Annotated in this window: 13 protein-coding genes; 2 read left to right on the plus strand and 11 right to left on the minus strand. The window is 55.6% G+C overall.

Going from position 1 to position 17,299, the window contains the following annotated elements:
• The first annotated feature begins 5 nt into the window (after window positions 1–5).
• Window positions 6–1,022: a Gfo/Idh/MocA family oxidoreductase gene (locus QCD60_RS10840; RefSeq protein ID WP_279785110.1), complete on the plus strand. Its 1,017-nt coding sequence runs from the start codon at window positions 6–8 to the stop codon at window positions 1,020–1,022.
• Window positions 1,023–1,205: 183 nt separating this feature from the next.
• Here QCD60_RS10840 and QCD60_RS10845 read toward each other — a convergent pair whose 3' ends face one another.
• From QCD60_RS10845 to QCD60_RS10855, 3 genes are all read right to left on the minus strand, one after another.
• Window positions 1,206–1,652: a VOC family protein gene (locus tag QCD60_RS10845; protein ID WP_279785112.1), complete on the minus strand. Its 447-nt coding sequence runs from the start codon at window positions 1,650–1,652 to the stop codon at window positions 1,206–1,208.
• Window positions 1,653–1,724: 72 nt separating this feature from the next.
• Window positions 1,725–2,438: a YafY family protein gene (locus QCD60_RS10850; protein WP_279785113.1), complete on the minus strand. Its 714-nt coding sequence runs from the start codon at window positions 2,436–2,438 to the stop codon at window positions 1,725–1,727.
• Window positions 2,439–2,534: 96 nt separating this feature from the next.
• Entirely contained in the window at window positions 2,535–3,179 is a 645-nt protein-coding gene (locus tag QCD60_RS10855; RefSeq protein WP_279785115.1) for a DedA family protein, read from the minus strand.
• Window positions 3,180–3,336: 157 nt separating this feature from the next.
• Between QCD60_RS10855 and QCD60_RS10860 the strand changes: the two genes are divergently transcribed.
• Window positions 3,337–3,765 carry a DUF3828 domain-containing protein gene (locus QCD60_RS10860; protein WP_279785117.1) on the plus strand — a complete coding sequence of 143 codons (429 nt, stop codon included), beginning with the start codon at window positions 3,337–3,339 and terminating at the stop codon, window positions 3,763–3,765.
• A 22-nt stretch (window positions 3,766–3,787) separates the two neighbouring features.
• Here the strand turns inward: QCD60_RS10860 and QCD60_RS10865 are convergent, their stop codons facing one another.
• The 8 genes from QCD60_RS10865 to QCD60_RS10900 form a co-directional block, all read right to left on the minus strand.
• Window positions 3,788–6,985, minus strand: coding sequence for a type I restriction endonuclease subunit R (locus QCD60_RS10865; RefSeq protein ID WP_279785118.1), 3,198 nt, complete (start codon window positions 6,983–6,985; stop codon window positions 3,788–3,790).
• Window positions 6,982–9,474, minus strand: coding sequence for a glycosyltransferase family A protein (locus QCD60_RS10870; protein WP_279785120.1), 2,493 nt, complete (start codon window positions 9,472–9,474; stop codon window positions 6,982–6,984). The genes QCD60_RS10865 and QCD60_RS10870 overlap by 4 nt, the downstream gene beginning before the upstream one ends.
• Entirely contained in the window at window positions 9,471–10,208 is a 738-nt protein-coding gene (locus QCD60_RS10875) for a hypothetical protein (RefSeq protein ID WP_279785122.1), read from the minus strand. Before QCD60_RS10875 ends, QCD60_RS10870 begins: the two co-directional genes overlap by 4 nt.
• Window positions 10,205–11,704: an asparagine synthase-related protein gene (locus tag QCD60_RS10880; protein ID WP_279785124.1), complete on the minus strand. Its 1,500-nt coding sequence runs from the start codon at window positions 11,702–11,704 to the stop codon at window positions 10,205–10,207. The genes QCD60_RS10875 and QCD60_RS10880 overlap by 4 nt, the downstream gene beginning before the upstream one ends.
• The gene (locus QCD60_RS10885) at window positions 11,692–12,576 is read right to left on the minus strand and encodes a M20/M25/M40 family metallo-hydrolase (RefSeq protein ID WP_279785125.1); all 885 of its coding nucleotides are present in this window, start codon (window positions 12,574–12,576) and stop codon (window positions 11,692–11,694) included. Before QCD60_RS10885 ends, QCD60_RS10880 begins: the two co-directional genes overlap by 13 nt.
• Window positions 12,563–13,816, minus strand: a complete 1,254-nt coding sequence (locus QCD60_RS10890) for a TIGR00725 family protein (protein WP_279785127.1) — start codon at window positions 13,814–13,816, stop codon at window positions 12,563–12,565. Before QCD60_RS10890 ends, QCD60_RS10885 begins: the two co-directional genes overlap by 14 nt.
• A gap of 107 nt (window positions 13,817–13,923) precedes the next feature.
• On the minus strand, window positions 13,924–15,246 hold the full coding sequence (locus tag QCD60_RS10895; protein WP_279785129.1) for a restriction endonuclease subunit S: 1,323 nt from the start codon (window positions 15,244–15,246) through the stop codon (window positions 13,924–13,926).
• Complete coding sequence (locus QCD60_RS10900; protein ID WP_279785130.1) at window positions 15,236–17,275, minus strand: N-6 DNA methylase; 2,040 nt, start codon at window positions 17,273–17,275, stop codon at window positions 15,236–15,238. The genes QCD60_RS10895 and QCD60_RS10900 overlap by 11 nt, the downstream gene beginning before the upstream one ends.
• Window positions 17,276–17,299: the final 24 nt, after the last annotated feature.

Below are 17,299 nucleotides of genomic sequence, written 5' to 3' on the forward strand. Positions count from 1 at the left end.
TCAACATGTCTAGCAACAAACCTGTCAACATCGCCCTGATCGGTGCCGGCCGCATTGGTTCCTTTCACGCCGAAAGCGTCGCCCGTCGTCTGGTTGACGCCACCCTCGCCGCCGTCGCCGACCCCATGGCCGCCGCCGCGGAAAAGCTCGCCGCCAGCCTCGACTGTCCACTGGCAACCAGTGATATCGATGCGGTGCTGGCGAATGCCGATATCGATGCGGTGATTATTGCGGCACCGGCCCGCTTCCACGCCGGGCTGGTGGAGAAAGCCGCCCTGGCGGGCAAGGCGGTGTTCTGTGAGAAGCCCATGGCACTGACGCTGGAAGAGGCCGACCGCGCCATCGCTGCGGCCAGGACTGCCGGTGTGCCACTGCAGGTTGGCTTTAACCGCCGCTGGGATCAGGCCTTCCATGAGGGCAAGGCGGCCATCGAGCAGGGCAAGATCGGCACGCCGCAGCTGATGCGCTCGGTGATTCGTGACCCCGGCCCCTATCAGGGCGATCCGGCCCGCACGCCGCTGTGGACGATTTTCTACGAAACCCTGATTCACGACTTCGACACCCTGCTATGGCTCAACGCCGGTGCCAGACCGGTGGAAGTCTATGCGATTGCCGATGCGCTGATTCGCCCCGAGTTCCGCGATGCCGGTCATCTGGACACGGCCATGGTCACCATTCGCTTTGATAACGGTGCCATGGCGGTAGCCGAGGCCAGCTTCAGTGCGCTCTACGGCTACGATATTCGCGGCGAAGTGTTCGGTGATAAGGGCATGGTCACCATGGGAGATGTGCGCCGTTCCAGCATGACCCTGTTCGGTGCCGAAGGCGTCGCCAGTGATACCTGGCGCATGGACACCCATCACTTTGTAGCAGGCTACACCGCCCAGCTGGCGGCCTTTGTCGAGACGGTGCGAAGCGGCAACGTCAGCGGCCCCACCGGCGCCGATGCCCGCGCCGCCCTGCAACTGGCGCTGGCCGCCATTCAGTCCGTCAGGGATAAACAGCCGGTACGCTTGCCATAACGCTGAAAATAATGGGTAAGGGGGTGCTTACTTCTGCCTGATAATCACGGGCTTTCTGAGTACCTGCAACGCCGCAGCCCGTTCAGTGAACACTTCGCTGAACGGGCTGCGGTGGCTTTCTTACCGCCCCCCGGCTGGGAAGCCGCAGCCATCAGGCCCTGATTCCAGCGTCAGCGACGTCGTTTACACATCGGTAAAGCGGTGAACAGCCTCTGCCGATACGGGTGTAAATACATTCACGTAGTGGCCATCCGGGTCACGCAGCACCAACGAGCGGTTGCCCCAAGGCATGGTGGTCGGCGCCTGTACAACAGACGTCTCAAGCCAGCCGCGCTGCGCCTCGAACAGCGCATCCACGCTATCGACCATAAACTCAATAATCGCCGTATGGCTCTGCCCACCGGCGATACCCTGACCCTCCGCAAAAAACGCCCGCGTGCGTGTACTACCGATCGCCAGTGTCGCGACCGCTGAGCGCAGCTCGGCAAAATCCTCGGTATACCAGATTGGCTCAATGCCGGTGAGACGGGCATAGAAACTCACCAGCCGCTGAATGTCAGCGCTAATCAGCCGGATGGACAGCAAGGCAGGTAAAACACTGGGCGTGAAGCCGGAACAAAGCTGAGACATGGCGCACTCCTGACATCAGGGCATCTGTGGATAAGAAGCACCAGCCTACAAAGGCGCCGCGACAGGGGAGTGTCAGGGGTGACTGAAATTTTTCTGCCTGGTGGCTAAAAACTCGGCCAGCGTCAGCGTATGGGGAGCAAAGTGAACAGGCAGCGTCTCCAGCCTTATCATCCGGCCTAACCGAAACAGTCGGAATGCCTGCCGTAACCGGCAAAAACCGATCAGCAACCATTGCCCTTCCAGACTGAAATAGAGCGCGAACGGCTCCACCTCGCGCGTGGTCACTGCATCGTTACCCATCGCCTGATAGTCGATGCGCACTAGCTGATAACTCACCAACGCCTGCTGAATCAGCATCAGCGTATCGGCAGCAGCCGGTACAGGCTGCATCGGACTGGTCGCGAGGCGAGAAGCCAGCAAAGCAGCACCTTCCCGCTCCTCATCCGCTAACACCGCCCGCACTTTGCTGACAGCGGAGGACAGCGCCAGCGTTAGCGCTGTGTCTTGCTGCCTGGACAGCAGGTGCTCCGCTGTCACCAGCGCATGGGCTTCCTCCGGGGTAAAACTTACCGGCGCCAGCCGATAGCCCTCTAACAGTGAATAGCCCTTGCCTTCCTCGGTATAAATCGGGATACCTGCTGCCTCCAGCGCACGCATATCCCGATACACCGTGCGCACACTCACGCCAAACTGCGCCGCCAGCGCGGGCGCCGTCACCACACGACGGGTCTGTAACCGGGTCAACAGCGCGGTCAGGCGCGACAGGCGTTTAAGGTCGTGGGGCATGGAGATAAACCACCCGATTGATCATAAAGAGCAGGAGCATACCAACGTCAGCCCGCAGTCACCGCGAGAATCCGCCCTACTCGCTGCCGATGACAGTTATTCCCCCTGTGCCGCCAGCGCTGCTTCGGCACGGCGCTCCAGTTCCTTTTCGTGATGACGGAAGAAGCGCAGCCCCACCACGATGGCGACGATAGCCACCAGCAGCAGTACCAGCCCGACCGGTCCGGCGATGCGGTGAATCTGATCGCCAAGCAAATAGGCGCCACTGCCAAACAGCGTGGCCCAGACCACCCCGCCCAGGCCGTTCATCAGCAGGAAGTGTGACCAGTGCATGCGGTTAGCGCCCGCCAGCAAGGCCGCAAAGGCACGCAGGAAAGCGACAAAGCGGCCGAAAAAGACGATCTTGCCGCCATGCTGCTGGAACAGATACTGGCCGACCCGCAACCGAGCTGCGGTCAGATGCACATACCTGCCATAGCGATGCAGCAGCGGCCAGCCGACGCTGCGCCCTATCAGATAACCGAGGTTGTCGCCCACCACCGCCGCCAGCGCCGCCACACCGATCACCGCATAGATGGAGAAACCGTGTTCGGTGGCGGCGTACAGTGCCGCCGTCACCAGCAGCGTCTCACCGGGCATCGGCAGACCCATGCTTTCCAGCATGATGACGCTGAACAGCAACCACAGGCCGTAGCTCTGCATCAGATGGTGGAGGGTATCGGGAGTGAAGATGGAGAGCATGGAATAAGTCGTCCTTCTGCGCGCTACAGCGAGTCAGGAGTGTATCCCAGTTGGCAGGGGTGATCTGGCTAAATTCGTAACACTCGGGCGCTTTCTGCCGCGACGGCCAGCCCACATAGTGTGGGGAACGCCTTTACTGACCTGTCAGGATTGCACGATGAAAGCCCTCGCCTCCGCCCTGTTCGCCTGCCTCGCCCTGCTGTTCAACCCCGCCGTGGCTGACACCAGCACACCGCCTGCGGTGGTCAAACACTTCTACCACTGGTATCTGCAGGAGCTTAAAGACAACCGCGACCCCCTCGATAACCGTCAGGGTCAGCTCGAGCACGGTGTCGCCGCCAAACTCGCCAGCACACTGGCCAGACAGCTGCAGGGTGACGAACCGCTGGATGAAGACTACTTCCTCAAGGCGCAGGACTTTCTCGACAGCTGGCCCCAACAACAGCACGTCCAGTGGCAGGGGTCGGGCAGTGACGAGAGCGAGGTGCTGCTGACCCTCGGCACCGCACAGGAGCAGTGGCCGCTGCGGGTCAGACTGGTGCAGCAGGAGGGTCAGTGGCGGATTCGTGAGGTGCAGAAGCCGTAGGGGAAGGATCCGCTAACGGCGACTAGGCTGTGCGGTATTTCTTAAAGTTCTCCGCCTGCTCAAAGATTTCCTTGTAAACCTCATCTCTCTCCACAGGCGGGTATCCATGCTTGGCCAGTAACAAGATGAGCCCTACTTTGAGTTCAGCCTTGATATCTTCGCGCTGGTCCCAGTCGGTGAACTGCGCTTTATCATCCACCAGTGCCTTCACCGCCTGAGCCAACGCCAGTAACTTGTCTTCCGGATAGGTGAAGTCGTATTTGTGCGCGAGCTTGAGCAGGATGTCATAGAAGGCTTTCTCTTCAAGGTCAATGCCCAGATCAGCGAAGGAGTCCCGCTCCCGTTTCAGCGCTTGCAGCAGATCAACAATCTCCTCTGAGAACTCATCCAGCACATCGCTCACCAGCACATTGTCCTCATCACGCTCATTGTATTTCTCGACCAGTGCGCGGAACTTGTCTGAAAAATCAACCGCTTGTGCCTTATTGACCTTTTTGAAGTCCTCAATGGCGCGGGCGAGCAGTTGTTGCAGCAGCTTGATACGAGTATTGGGCAGCTTGATTTTCTCGATCTTGGCTAAATAGTCATCGTCGAAAATATCCACCTCGCCACCCTGCTCCTCACCCAGCTTAAAAATTTCTTCCACGCCATCGGCCTTCAACGCCTCAGCAATCATCTCCCGTACGCGGGCATTCATTTGCGCGGTATCCGGTGCATCGCCTTTGGTCAGTTTGAACACAATCGAGCGCACAGCCAGATAAAAGTGGATCAGATCACGCTCATCCTGAGTGATCGCCTCCGAGCCACTGCAAATATCAAAAGCGGCCTTCAGACGCTTCACCAGCGCCATAAAACGCTTCTCGATCTTGTCCGTCACCTGCACAAACTCGGCGGCCATATTCAGGCAATTTAGCTGCTGCAACGGGCTACCCGTGAAATAGGCGGATGTGTCGAAGTGGTGGAAAATCTTACCGAGCAGGTCGAGGTGGTCTTTCACCACCGTCACCGACTGGTTGATCTCTTCGATATTCTGCTGATCTGCTTTGTTGTAATGGGCCAGTGCCAGATTCATCTGCTTTTTGATGCCGATATAGTCCACCACCAGCCCCTTATCCTTGCCTTCAAACTTGCGATTCACGCGGGAGATCGTCTGGATCAGGTTATGGCGCTGGATCGGTTTATCGATATAGATCGTATCGAGGAAAGGCACATCAAAGCCGGTCAGCCACATATCCACCACAATGGCGATTTTGAAGTTGGATTCCGCCTTCTTGAACTGACGATCCAGCTCTTTGCGGTACTCCTTACTGCCAAGCATGTCGTACAGCGCTTTTGGGTCATCCTTACCCCGGGTCATGATCATCTTGATCCGCTCCATCGGCTTGATGTCCTGCAACGCTTTCTCGCTTAAACCCGCGCACGCCGGTGCCGCCTGAACCTCTTTCCACTCAGGCCGCAGGGCGGTCACTGCCTGCCAGAACTGGTAGGCAATCTCACGACTGCTACAGACGAACATCGCCTTGCCTTTGAGGGTCGCACCTTCTTCCACACGCGTTTCGTAATGGGCCACAAAGTCTTTGGCCAGCGCCTTAAGACGATCCGGGTCGCCAAGAATCGCATTCATATTGGCGCTGGCTTTCTTGCTTTCCTCAATCGCGTACTCAGAGCTGCCCTGCTCGGCGCATTCGGCGTAGTAGTGCTCAATTTCCTGCAGCTTGTTGTTATCGAGCACGACTTTAGCGGCGCGGCCTTCGTAGACAATGCGCACGGTGATCTCATCTTTCACCGATTCAGTCATGGTGTAGCTGTCGATCACCTCGCCAAAAACATCCAGCGTGGCGTCGATCGGTGTGCCGGTGAAGCCGACAAAGGTCGCGTTAGGCAATGAGTCGTGCAGGTATTTGGCGAAGCCATAGGTGCGTTTAACCCCCTTCTCGGTAACGCGCACCTTCTGCTCCAGATTAATCTGGCTGCGGTGAGCTTCATCGGAAATACAGATCACATTGCTGCGCTCGGTCAGCAGTTTGACGTCCTCTGTAAACTTGTGAATGGTGGTCAGAAAGACGCCGCCGCTGTTACGCCCCTGCAGCAGCTCACGCAGATGCGCCCGACTTTCCACGCTGACCACGGTGTTATCGCCAATATAGGTTTTGGCATTAGTGAACTGGCCAGAGAGCTGATCATCCAGATCAGTACGATCGGTAATCAGCACAATGGTCGGGCTTTCAAAGGCCGCGCTTTTCATCAGCAAGCGGGTCAAAAACAGCATGGTGAAACTCTTGCCGCAGCCGGTCGCGCCAAAATAGGTGCCACCCTTGCCATCCCCGCCAGCGCTATAGCCGCCTTTGCCATCGGGCAGTTTGCGGTGCGCGAGAATGTTCTGGTACAGCCGGGTCGCAGCGTAAAACTGCGGGTAGCGGCAGACAACCTTGTCATCGCGCTTGGAAACATCCGGGAAAATCACAAAATGCCGGATCACCTCGCGCAGCCGCGCTTTATCGAACAGCCCCTGAATCATGGTGTGCAGCGCGTTGATGCCGTCCTGACCGATGGTTTCATCGCCCGTCACCTTGCGCCAGGTGTAGAAGAACTCATAAGGCGCAAACAATGACCCCATACGCGAGTTGGCGCCATCGCTGATCACACACAGCGCGTTGTACTTCATCAGTTCGGGAATATCGCGGCTATAGCGGGTGGTCAGCTGCACATAGGCATCGTGCAGGGTGGCCTCCGGGCGTGTCGCACTTTTGAACTCAAACACCACCAGCGGCAGGCCGTTGATGTACAACACCGCATCAGGAATCCGTTTCTCTTTGCCTTCAATCTCCAGCTGGTTCACCACCTTGTAGATATTACTGTCGCCCACTGGCGCATAGTCGATCAGCTGGATATACAGGTCTTTCCTGCTACGGTGTTTATCACCCGCTACAGGCTCCCGCTTCAGCAAAAAGCCATCGGCCACGCGGCGATGAATAGCACGGTTGCTGTCATAAAGATCGCCGGCGGGCAGCTTTTCCAGCGCACTGATAATGGTGTCAATTTCACCGGCGGTGATGTCATCGTTCTGGTAGCGACGGGCCAGATACGCCCGCAGATCGTCTTTGATCAGCACCTCATTCGGGGCGCGGTCGAGAGTACTTCCCTCGATATAGGGGTACCCTTGCTGACCAAGTAACTCGATGATGGCCTGTTCCAGTGCTGCTTCGTTGAAGTTGCTCAAAATCCGGTCCCTGCGAAGCCGATATCCGGCGAGTTTAATAGTTCATCCCGTACACCCAGCAAAGGCAAAGTGTCTGCGCTCATATCCACTAGCGATAGCCGTGCAGTCCGTTGACTGAAAATCTTAAAAATTCTGACCATCTGGCCATAGACATCAAAGGACTCAATAATCTGCCTGATCTCGTTGACCTGATGGTGAAATGTACCACTCAGGTGCTCCTCCCTGAACCGAACCATTTCAGCTTTTGCGCCGTTCACTTTTTCAATCACTGCTTCGGAGCCAGTAGTGATCCAGGCGGGTTTGTCCAGTGCATCCATGATCAGTGATATCAGTTGCTCGGAGCGCAACTGATTCATACTCATCAAAGTCAGATAGTGATCTACCAGCTCTGAGAATTGCTGTTTTACACCCACGGCTGGCAAAGCCGGGTTACGACAAAACACCCTGAAGACCCGATAGAAGCATAACCCCATAATGTCATTGGCCAGCTTCATGGCACTGAGATCACAGGGCCTGTTCTGCTGACGCCGGTGATGCCGCAACGGCAGTGAGACCTTCTCGATCCGCCACCCCATGCATTCCGACATGTAAAGTGCAGAAATAAAATCACTGCGCCGTGTATGACTAAGCGCGTTCTCTTTAGCAACAGAAGGAGAAAGATTGGGCACCTCGACCAGCAGATCCAGATTCCGGTAAAGAGCGATGCCTCCACGACGAAAAGAAGACTGACCGGTCAATGTGCCCCACGCCTCAGGTGTTACCAGTAACGGACGCGTGATATTCGCTTCTTCGTTCAGGTGACCAATATCCGTTAATAACCCCAACAGCCTTTCAGTATTATCACCGGCGTTCAGTGTGTCAGGGCTCTGCCAGAGGGCGGGCCACTCAAGGTGATCCGTACGGGCAGAGGACAAGTCGTAATAGTAATCATCCCGAGCACTCAACAGACTAAGCGGATCTTTTCGCCGCTCAGCCATGCCGCCCTGATCAAGGCTACTCATTTCATGCAATGAGTAATAGATATCCAGCAACTGAGTACGCATGGAGCTGTGGAAAGGTAAGGCGGGTGCATCAGAGTAGGCAGAGATCAACATATCCGCCGTTGAGGTTCGACTTAATCTGGCTATTTTTCCAAGGAAGTCGAGCTTCAGCGTAACTAGCTTTCCATCCTGCAGGGCAAGTGACTCAAATTGCAGGTCATCATCCAGAATCAGGACATTGTCGATACCGCGCTGATGCCGGGTCATTTCCCAACAGAAAAACTGCAATAACGTTCTGGAGTAAGCAATGGATTTTTTATGAAGCGGCTCGCCCGCGAAGGTATCGCGGTACGGAAAGCGGAATCGACTTTCCCGTTGCTCCTGCAGATCGATAATACGCACTTGAAATAACTCAGGCGCCACATCGGCAACAACCTGCGCTATCGCCTCCTCATTCTCGCCATTGGTCAGTACCACATACTGACAATGACCGGCAAACTGCGGCTCCGCCCTGATCTGCGCTGACAGAGATAGCATCTGCTCACGCACATTTCTGGCAGAAGAAGACGCCACACCAATAATCAGCCTGATCGGTGCTTCACCATGAAATGATTGCCACTCAACCTGAGCAGGACCAGCGCCGCTCTCTTGTGCAACGTGATATCCGAACAGGCGCGATGCACGCGACAACGATGCTTGCAGTACCTCCGGAGCCATACGTGCCGAGTATTTGTTGTAGAACTGGTCCAGCCCCTGCCGCTTGCTCGCCGAACACAGGGTGACCCGATCCTGTCCCTGTGTATGATGGCACCAGAGAGGCTCCTTATTCACCACGATAGGGATATTGCGCAACTGACAGCATTCCAGAACCCGAACCGCCAGATCCCTGTCCAGCGTACTGCGCATGGACTCATCAAACCCACCAGCCTGCCAGAACAGCGTTGCATCAATAAAGGTGTTACTTCCCTGCCAGCCCGGGTTACCAACAAAAAACTGATTGATGGTCAAAGCATCAGCGCTGATCTCCAGCAACTCAAGGTCATGCGCCTTACGGTGAAAGCTCGACACCACTGCCGCAGCAGGTATCGCTCCTTGCTGGCTCAAGCGATAACACTCCGACAGATACGCTGGGTACCATTCATCATCGTCATCCAATATCGCCAGATACTGAAAAGCAGACTTATCCTGAGCTTTCCATGCGGTTTCCGCCCCCGTGTTCCACGCGCCAGAACCTGAGTGGCCCTGTGTGCGGTGATTACGAATCACCCTGGTGGGGAACCAGTGCTCGGGGATACCTTGCGGGAACTGCTCTCTAAAGCTGAACTCTCGCAGCTGTTTGACGCCTTGCACGATAGCCTCATGCTCATAGTCACAACCGTTATCATCAACGATGTAGATACATAGAGGATTAACCCCTTGTTGTCTGAATACCGACAGTAGCGCACGCTCCAGCAGCAGTCGGGTACGCCGCTTGGCGGTCGCAATAATGACGACAACTGGAATATTCATATAAAGCGCCCCGACCTTGCTCGCGTGTACCTGACAGATAACGCACAAGCAGGGTCTGCCAGCGTCACACCAAAGTAAGTTTCAAGTGCAGCGACCTGATCGCCCCACTCAGGCAAAGCGATCGTTACCACCTCGTTATGGGGCTGATAGATCCTGAGTCGGTCTTTTTTCAGAAAAACAAAGGCGTCTCCAAGCACCTGAGCAAAGCGGATTCCATCCATAAAGGGATATTCCGTCGCGCCGTCAAACCGGTGTTTGATCTTTTGCAGAACAAGATGCTCATCGCTCAGCGTGAGAGGAATCCGCAACGAGAGAGACTGGCGCCCTTCTTTACGTTGATAAATCTCCAGCCACTCGCCCCGCCGACGGCTTGAAAACTCGATGCCATACGCAGAATAGACAGCGTCTCCGGCAGCTGGAAATAAACGCACGCTTGGCCAAGCGTTACCCACATCAGCAAAGTAGCGCTCGCCGGCAAGATCCAGCACCAGCACCCGATGACAGTTAACACCATTGATAAAAGCACTATGCAGCCGGGCAGCAATACTCTGAGTTTTTAAACGGTCACGAAACGCCAGTACCTTATCGGAGCAGGTACCGCCACTCGACAGCGGGTTCACTAATAAGTCAGGTGCTGAGATGCCGAGATAGAACAGGTTATGAAACGGCACCGTGCTGAACTCCTCCAGCATGAGCTGGTGAACCGTATTGAGGAGAGAGTTACCGGCAGTCATCGGTGCTCACTACCCCGCCGATCAATCAGGGCATCCATTACCGGATACGCAGAGAAATACGGATGCTCATCCAGCGCCGGGTAGCAACGGGAAAACTGCGTACGCCAAATGGCTTTCAGCGCCTCACGCTCTGACGCGTGATACTGACGCAGGTGCCCGACCACGCGCTGACGCATACCACTGCCCACATCACAGGAAACCTTAGGCCGCCAGAGAATTTCAGGAGGAAGCGTTCCTTCCATGGCCAGACGTAAGATCAGTTTATTGCTCTTTTCAGTCGCTGAGCGCCGGTACAGATCACCGTGAGCCAGCGCCAGCGCCCAAGCCACCAGCTCACGATCCATAAATGGACAGCGCGTTTCTATACCATGAGCCATGCAGGTTAAATCCACACGACGCAGTTCAGTGTTACGCAAATCAGCGAGCAGCTGCTGACGAGTTTCCTGCCAGGGCGCATCAGCAGCCAGATGGTGGTAACCACCAAAGAGTTCATCGGCCCCTTCGCCCGAGAGCACCACCTTCAGGCCGTCTTTTCTCGCCGCCTGTGCCAGCAAATAAGTGCACAACCCATTACTGATCACCGAAGGGTTATAGCTTTCGGTGGTGTAAACGAGCCTACGGATCAGCGTATCCAGCTCATCGGCGGCGGGCAGCGGAACAACACGCAAAGTGGTCAGTTTGAGCTGATCCGCCAGCAGCTGAACGTAATGCTCATCCTCGGCACTGCCTGACGATAAGGTGTAATACACCACATTCTGACGTTGCGCATGGACCAGAGCCGTCACAATCGAACTATCCAGCCCACCACTGAGAAAAACTCCGAAGGGATCCTGCGCGGCAGGCAGTCGTTTATTGACCGCCGTTGTCAATAACCGGCGCAATGAAGCCAGCTTGTCGGAAACAGACATCGCCTGCGCCGCTGGGGCCTGAGGAATAACCTCATTGCTCACCAGCTGGGTTAACTCGCCGGTCTGCAGATCCAGCCGACTTAACCCTGACGGCACTTCCTGAAAATGGTCGACCTGGCCCACTGCCTTTAGCTCACTGCAGATAAACAGTTCGCTGCCAGAACGCCCGACAAACAGAGGCTTTTTACCCAACGGATCACGCAGACAATAGAGGTGATGGGTATGGGCGTCGTAAAGCACACCAGCAAAAAAACCATCCAGCGCAGTGATGGCGTCCAGCCCGCGCTGATGGATCAGCGCCGGAATGACGTGGCAGTCATTAGATGAGGCTAGCGCCAGCGCATAGCAGTCGCGCAGTTCAGGCGCATTGAATATTTCGCCATTGATCGCACTGACGAGGTTTTCATACACGACAGGCTGCCCACCGGCAGGCGAAGGGTCATTGATCGACAACCGGGCAAAGCCAATGGATACCGCGCCCTGCTGCCAGATCAGGCGGGCATCCGGCCCACGATGGCTCAGCCGCTGCAGGCACGCCGGTAAGCGCTCTGCAGCGGCAGGGCCAGCCAGCAGAATTACGCCGCACATGTGCGCAGGCGCTCTTCCATAGCGTGAATCGTCCAGCGCAGAAAACGGTCAAACACCTGATGATACTGCTGCAGTAACGCACAGCTCATGGACTCGTTATCGCGATGAATCCGCGCCTGATAATCATTGGGACCAAAACCAAGATACAGCGCTGTGGCGGGCAAATTACCCACCATGGGGCAAGGGCCAAACTTGCTCAGGGTGCGATTCTCGAAACGGCCTGCACCAGCAAACAGCGCTGTATTGAGCGAGCTCAACAGCGCCTCTTGCCCATCGTGCTGCGCAGGGTCTTCCAGCCCTGAGCGATAGAAAATCAACGGCACACCGTCACGCACATAGCCCGTTTCTTCCAGGCAGATAAACGCATTGACGGAAGCCAGCACCTCCGGCAATCGCTGATGCGCCAGTGGTGATCCCACTTCTTCTTCACCCTGAATCAGCCACACCAGATTGGGGAGTGATTCCCCCTGTCGGATACGGGCCTCCAGCACCGCCAGACGCGCCAGCAGCACTGCCTTGTTGTCGGCTATCCCTCGGGCCCATAAGCGCTGATCACGCTCGGTCAGGGTAAACGGAGGCGACTGCCACTGTTCGGATGCGCCAATGGCCTCTACGTCATAGTGGTTGTAGAGCACCAGTGCCGGGCCGGCATCCTGCAGCCGTTTCGCGATAATCAGCGGCTGGTCGGTCTGCCCGGTGCCTGCAACCTCCACCTCAAACCCCACTGCTGACAGGCGTTGCTGCAGTAATGCCACCACATCACGATTCGCTGCCGCGTTACCACTGACCGACTCCATGGCGATCAGTGCAGCCAGCGCGTGCAGGAAATGACCGCTATCCGCCGCCCTACTTTCGGTATCAGAGCTCGCCATGGATGACCTCCTTGTAAAAATCCTTGAATAACTGCCCTACCTGCTCGGCCGTCAGACGGGCTCCCTTATCGTCATCCACCGGCATAAAACCATCATGATCATTGGTATGACTGCACATGGCCTTAAAACGAGGGTGCTGACTGAAATAAACAGTTAAAAATGCGCGCTTACACATACTCATGAACATGGCGTCGCTGAACGGCATCAGATCACGGCCAATATCAATAAACACCAGTTGCTGACCCGGCGTAACGCGGAAGTTATCGGCTTTGACATTACTAAGACACACACCCGCCTGATGCATGGCGCGCAAAAAGCTCACCATCTGCGCCGGTTCGTCCCCCAAATAAGGGCTGGAATCAAAGCGGGGATAATGCACCACCAGCCACTCACCCTTGTGCACACCAAAGCGCGGTAACGGCGAATCGTGGCGGGAGTGGGAAGCGTTCAGTTGCGCGGCCATCTGGCTCAGATGGCTAAAGAGCAGCTGGGTGAAGTCAGTCCGGTAAAACACCTTGAAAATATGAGTGCCGCAGGCAAACACCGTGCCCTCGGAACCCTGCCCTAATACGTCAAAGGGCTGACCCTGAATCAGCGTGCTAAAGCTATGCTCAAGGTAAGACTGCAACAGGGTGATATCCTGCGGCGAATGGCGCTGATGGGGCTGGGCAGGCCCACCGCCACTGCGTTGAATTCCCTGAAAGGGAGCCTGATCACGCACGTGCAGCTGTGCCAGAAAATCCTCCAGCGCCTGCAAGGAGCCCGGCACCGCAATGGCGTCATCACGGCGCTGATCCAGTGCCAGCGAATTCAGACGCTGATGCCAGCCCTCCTCGCCCATACAGGCAATCGGCTTTTGCATCTGCCAGGCCAGCGCGATCTCCGACAATGTCCCCGAGCCACCGTCCAGCGCGATCACCGCATCACAGGCCGACATCAGCACCGCATTACGCGCCACCCCAAGCCCGGTAGGCAAGGCAATATCAATAAAGGGATTGGCCTCGGTTTTCTGGTACGACGGCAACACGCCAATAATATCGCCCGGGCAGTAATGGGCAGACTCACGCGCGCCCTGCGAGGCATACCTCATCACCCCACCCATACCGCCACTGATCAAACGGCAGCCAGCATCGATAATCTGTCGGCCGACCGCCAGCGCCAGCGCTTTCTGCACCTCGGATAAGCCATCACTGGCCGAGCCGATCACTGCGATTTGCAAACGTTGGGGGATGGCCGTCATACCGCCCTCCCTGACACACAGGCAGCGTATCGGGATGCGCGTATAAAATAGGTACTCACTCTCCGGCCTGCCGGAAAACCAGTCTCTTCCTTGATGTGGGTCATGGGTTAACTCACCTCGTCTAACGTCTGCTCGGCGTCGGGGATGGAAAGCTGGCCGGAGAGCAGTTTGGGGAGCAGGGAGTCGCGGAGGTTGGCTAATGATTTACATTGCTCATCATTGTCATAATTTTTTGAGTAGCAAGCTGAAACGAATTTATCGTAAGCCGCAATAACCCCAGCTGACGGCAATAGCGCGCTTACGTTATGCACATAGTTTCTATTAAGAGTTGGCACAGCAGAGCCAGAGTTATATTTTTCCAAATCCATAGACTTCAACAAATAAAAGGCGTGATACGGTGAAGAACGCCGGAATTCTTTTACCCAAAGCGTGGTATTCAGTGGCCAAAAGTCTGTTTCTACAAAACAGACCTCGCCCAGTTTTCCGCTTCGGCCTGTTGTAATTCCTGGCCCCGAAACCTTGAATTCATTATGTGTTCCATCTTGGCCAGAGGCAGCCATCAAAGGATACTCACCATCAGTTCGTGCATTTTTTGGCAAATCAAATCCACGCTGAAGTACTAATAAATCTTCTATAACACCAACCCCCCACCCCTCCGGCACCCAGCCCATTTCTTCCGTCAATACAAACGCATTCGGGAACAGTGACTGAATATCGGCGGGCAAGGTGGAGGTGCGCGCAGTAGCGCCACGCGCCAGCAGTTCACGGCGGCGTTCGGCGCGGGCTTGCAGCTCGTCGGGGATGTCATTTCCGGCGGCAAGGGCATTGTCGATCACCGGGTCAAAATCCACAAACCAGCTTTTAAACAATGCCTGCGCCATGGATTCGAGGGTGGTATTGATCTGGCGGTTCAGGGCTGTTTTATCATCCAGCGATTTCAGCACACTTGCTATCCACCGCTGAATTGCCAAGCTTGGGGTGGGAATTTTGAATCCGCGAAGATCTGGCAGCCGAATATTGCTAACCGTCGTGCCGGTTCCTTCACTCCAGCTAATTTGATGCTGAACGTAGGGGCTTTGGATCACGAATAATAAATAATCAGGGTCGATTAAATCGCTGTTTGCTCGGATCAGAACCATGCGCTGCCCCAAACAACAGCGTAATCCTTCGGGAATCTTGCATACTTCACCCATTGGAGCCTCGCGGGTTAACACCAGGTCTCCCGCTGTCGGCACTGCTCGTTTAATTCGAGCTTCGTAACCCTCTTCCGTTGTGTAACTAGGATCGGATAAATCCAAACGACCGTTACGAATATATTGATTACGCAGTACTACGACGCCCTGATCTGTCCATTTTGGCGTTGAGTGAGGGCAATCAACAATCAACTCACAGAGTTCTTCGAGAGGATATTCCGGCCATTCACCCAACATATCCCAGCCCCTTTAGATTCTGTTTAATCACGGCGTCCAGCGCCTGCGCTTCTGCCATCTGCTGAAACAGGGTGTGGGTGAGTTGCTGCATTTTTTCTTCAAACAGCTCGCCGTCGTCTTCCACTTCCGCCGCGCCGACGTAGCGGCCCGGTGTCAGTACGTAGTCGTTGGCCTGAATATCGGCAAGGGTGGCGCTTTTACAAAAGCCTGCCACGTCCTGATACTCCCCTCTCCCCTTGGGAGAGGGGCCGGGGGTGAGGGCGCTTAAGGCCAAATAAATACTTTCAAGCACTGCTTCTGTCTCTACCAGCACCTGTCGGTTATCAAATCGAATAACCCTGATACCCTGCTGTGCAAGAAACTCTGCTCTGGCTTTATCCGCCTGAAGTGCCTCAGGCTGATAATGCTGGCTGCCATCCAGTTCGATAGCGAGCTTATGTTCGTGGCAGTAGAAATCGAAAATGAAATGACCAACGGGATGCTGTCTTCTGAATTTGGCATCTGCCAGTTTCCGCCCTCTTAAGGCTTGCCAGATAAGTGCTTCTGCATCGGTCTGGTTTTTTCTTAATTCACGGGCAAATTCCAGAATTTTTGGATGCGTTCGTTGTTCTTCTCTTCCCTCACCCAAACCCTCTCCCAGAGGGAGAGGGCTTACAGGCTCGCCACGCCATGCATGGTAGGTGCTGGCGATCAGGGAGATATCCTCCGCCGTCAGTTCTTTATGGGTGCGGTCGATCATGCTGCCCATATTGCGGGCGTCGATAAACAGGGTTTCACCCTGACGGTTACGGTGTTGTTTTCTTCCATCGGAGAAGGTTTGTTCTTTCTTGTTCTTGGTTAAAAACCACAGGCATACCGGAATCTGGGTGGTATAAAACAGCTGGCCCGGCAGGGCGATCATGCAGTCGACCAGATCGTTATCGATGATCTGTTTACGAATCTCGCCTTCCCCCTTCGTGCTTGTGGACATAGATCCGTTAGCCAGCACAAAACCCGCCACGCCGTTGTCGCTGAGCTTGCTGATCATATGCAGAATCCAGCCGTAGTTGGCATTGCCGGTGGGCGGGGTTTCATAACCGGCCCAGCGCGGGTCGTCGACCAATGCTTTTTCGTCACGCCAGTCTTTCAGGTTAAACGGCGGGTTGGCCATGATGAAGTCAGCTTTTAAATCCGGGTGCTGGTCTTTAAAGAAGGTATCGGCAGGCACCTCGCCGAGGTTGGCGCTGATGCCGCGTATGGCGAGGTTCATTTTGGCCAGCTTGTAGGTGGTGCTGGTTTGTTCCTGACCGTAGATAGAGATGTCTTTCTTATTACCCTGATGGCTTTCGATAAATTTGATCGACTGCACGAACATACCACCGGAGCCGCAGCAGGGGTCGTAGATTTTGCCGTGGTACGGCTCGATCATTTCCGCCAGCAGGTTAACCACGCATTTAGGCGTGTAAAACTCGCCACCGCCCTTGCCTTCCGTCGCGGCAAAGTTGCCGAGGAAGTATTCATACACACGGCCGACGATGTCTTCTTCCGCGGCGGCTTTTGCCTCGCCGCTGCCCTCGTTCTTAAGCACAGTGTCGATATTGTTGATGGCATCAATCAGCGCCGCCAGCTTGCTGACATCAATATTCAGGCGGGAGAAGTAGTTATCCGGCAAGGCGCCGCGCAGGGATTTATTGCGCTGCTCAATCTGATGCAGGGCCGAGTCAATCTTGACGGCGATGTCGTCCTGCTTGGCCTGTTTGGCGATGTAGTCCCAGCGGCAGTCCGGCGGCAGGTAGAAGGTGTTGGTCATGGTGTAAAACTCCACCATGTGGACGTAGTCACCATTGCCTTCGGCGATCAGCTCGGCCTGACGCAGCTCAAACTTGTCACTGATAAATTTCAGGAAGATCAGCGACAGCACCACGTGCTTGTATTCGGACGACTCCACCGTGCCACGCAGCTTGTCAGCCGTCGCCCAGAGGGTTTGTTCAAAACTTTTGGTTTTTTTGGACGCGGCGGAGTCTTTATCAGCGGCAGGCGTGCGGGCCATCAGCAATTCCTTGAGCAGTTTCCG

It is taken from the genome of Pokkaliibacter sp. MBI-7, assembly GCF_029846635.1.
In the GTDB taxonomy this organism is placed as follows: Bacteria; Pseudomonadota; Gammaproteobacteria; order Pseudomonadales; family Balneatricaceae; genus Pokkaliibacter.

Excerpts from the sequence above, each read along its gene's own strand:
- QCD60_RS10840 (WP_279785110.1), top strand. The coding sequence starts at position 6 with ATGTCTAGCAACAAACCTGTCAACATCGCCCTGATCGGTGCCGGCCGC.
- QCD60_RS10845 (WP_279785112.1), bottom strand. The coding sequence starts at position 1,652 with ATGTCTCAGCTTTGTTCCGGCTTCACGCCCAGTGTTTTACCTGCCTTG.
- QCD60_RS10850 (WP_279785113.1), bottom strand. The coding sequence starts at position 2,438 with ATGCCCCACGACCTTAAACGCCTGTCGCGCCTGACCGCGCTGTTGACC.
- QCD60_RS10855 (WP_279785115.1), bottom strand. The coding sequence starts at position 3,179 with ATGCTCTCCATCTTCACTCCCGATACCCTCCACCATCTGATGCAGAGC.
- QCD60_RS10860 (WP_279785117.1), top strand. The coding sequence starts at position 3,337 with ATGAAAGCCCTCGCCTCCGCCCTGTTCGCCTGCCTCGCCCTGCTGTTC.
- QCD60_RS10870 (WP_279785120.1), bottom strand. The coding sequence starts at position 9,474 with ATGAATATTCCAGTTGTCGTCATTATTGCGACCGCCAAGCGGCGTACC.
- QCD60_RS10875 (WP_279785122.1), bottom strand. The coding sequence starts at position 10,208 with ATGACTGCCGGTAACTCTCTCCTCAATACGGTTCACCAGCTCATGCTG.
- QCD60_RS10880 (WP_279785124.1), bottom strand. The coding sequence starts at position 11,704 with ATGTGCGGCGTAATTCTGCTGGCTGGCCCTGCCGCTGCAGAGCGCTTA.
- QCD60_RS10885 (WP_279785125.1), bottom strand. The coding sequence starts at position 12,576 with ATGGCGAGCTCTGATACCGAAAGTAGGGCGGCGGATAGCGGTCATTTC.
- QCD60_RS10890 (WP_279785127.1), bottom strand. The coding sequence starts at position 13,816 with ATGACGGCCATCCCCCAACGTTTGCAAATCGCAGTGATCGGCTCGGCC.
- QCD60_RS10895 (WP_279785129.1), bottom strand. The coding sequence starts at position 15,246 with ATGTTGGGTGAATGGCCGGAATATCCTCTCGAAGAACTCTGTGAGTTG.
- QCD60_RS10900 (WP_279785130.1), bottom strand. The coding sequence starts at position 17,275 with ATGGCCCGCACGCCTGCCGCTGATAAAGACTCCGCCGCGTCCAAAAAA.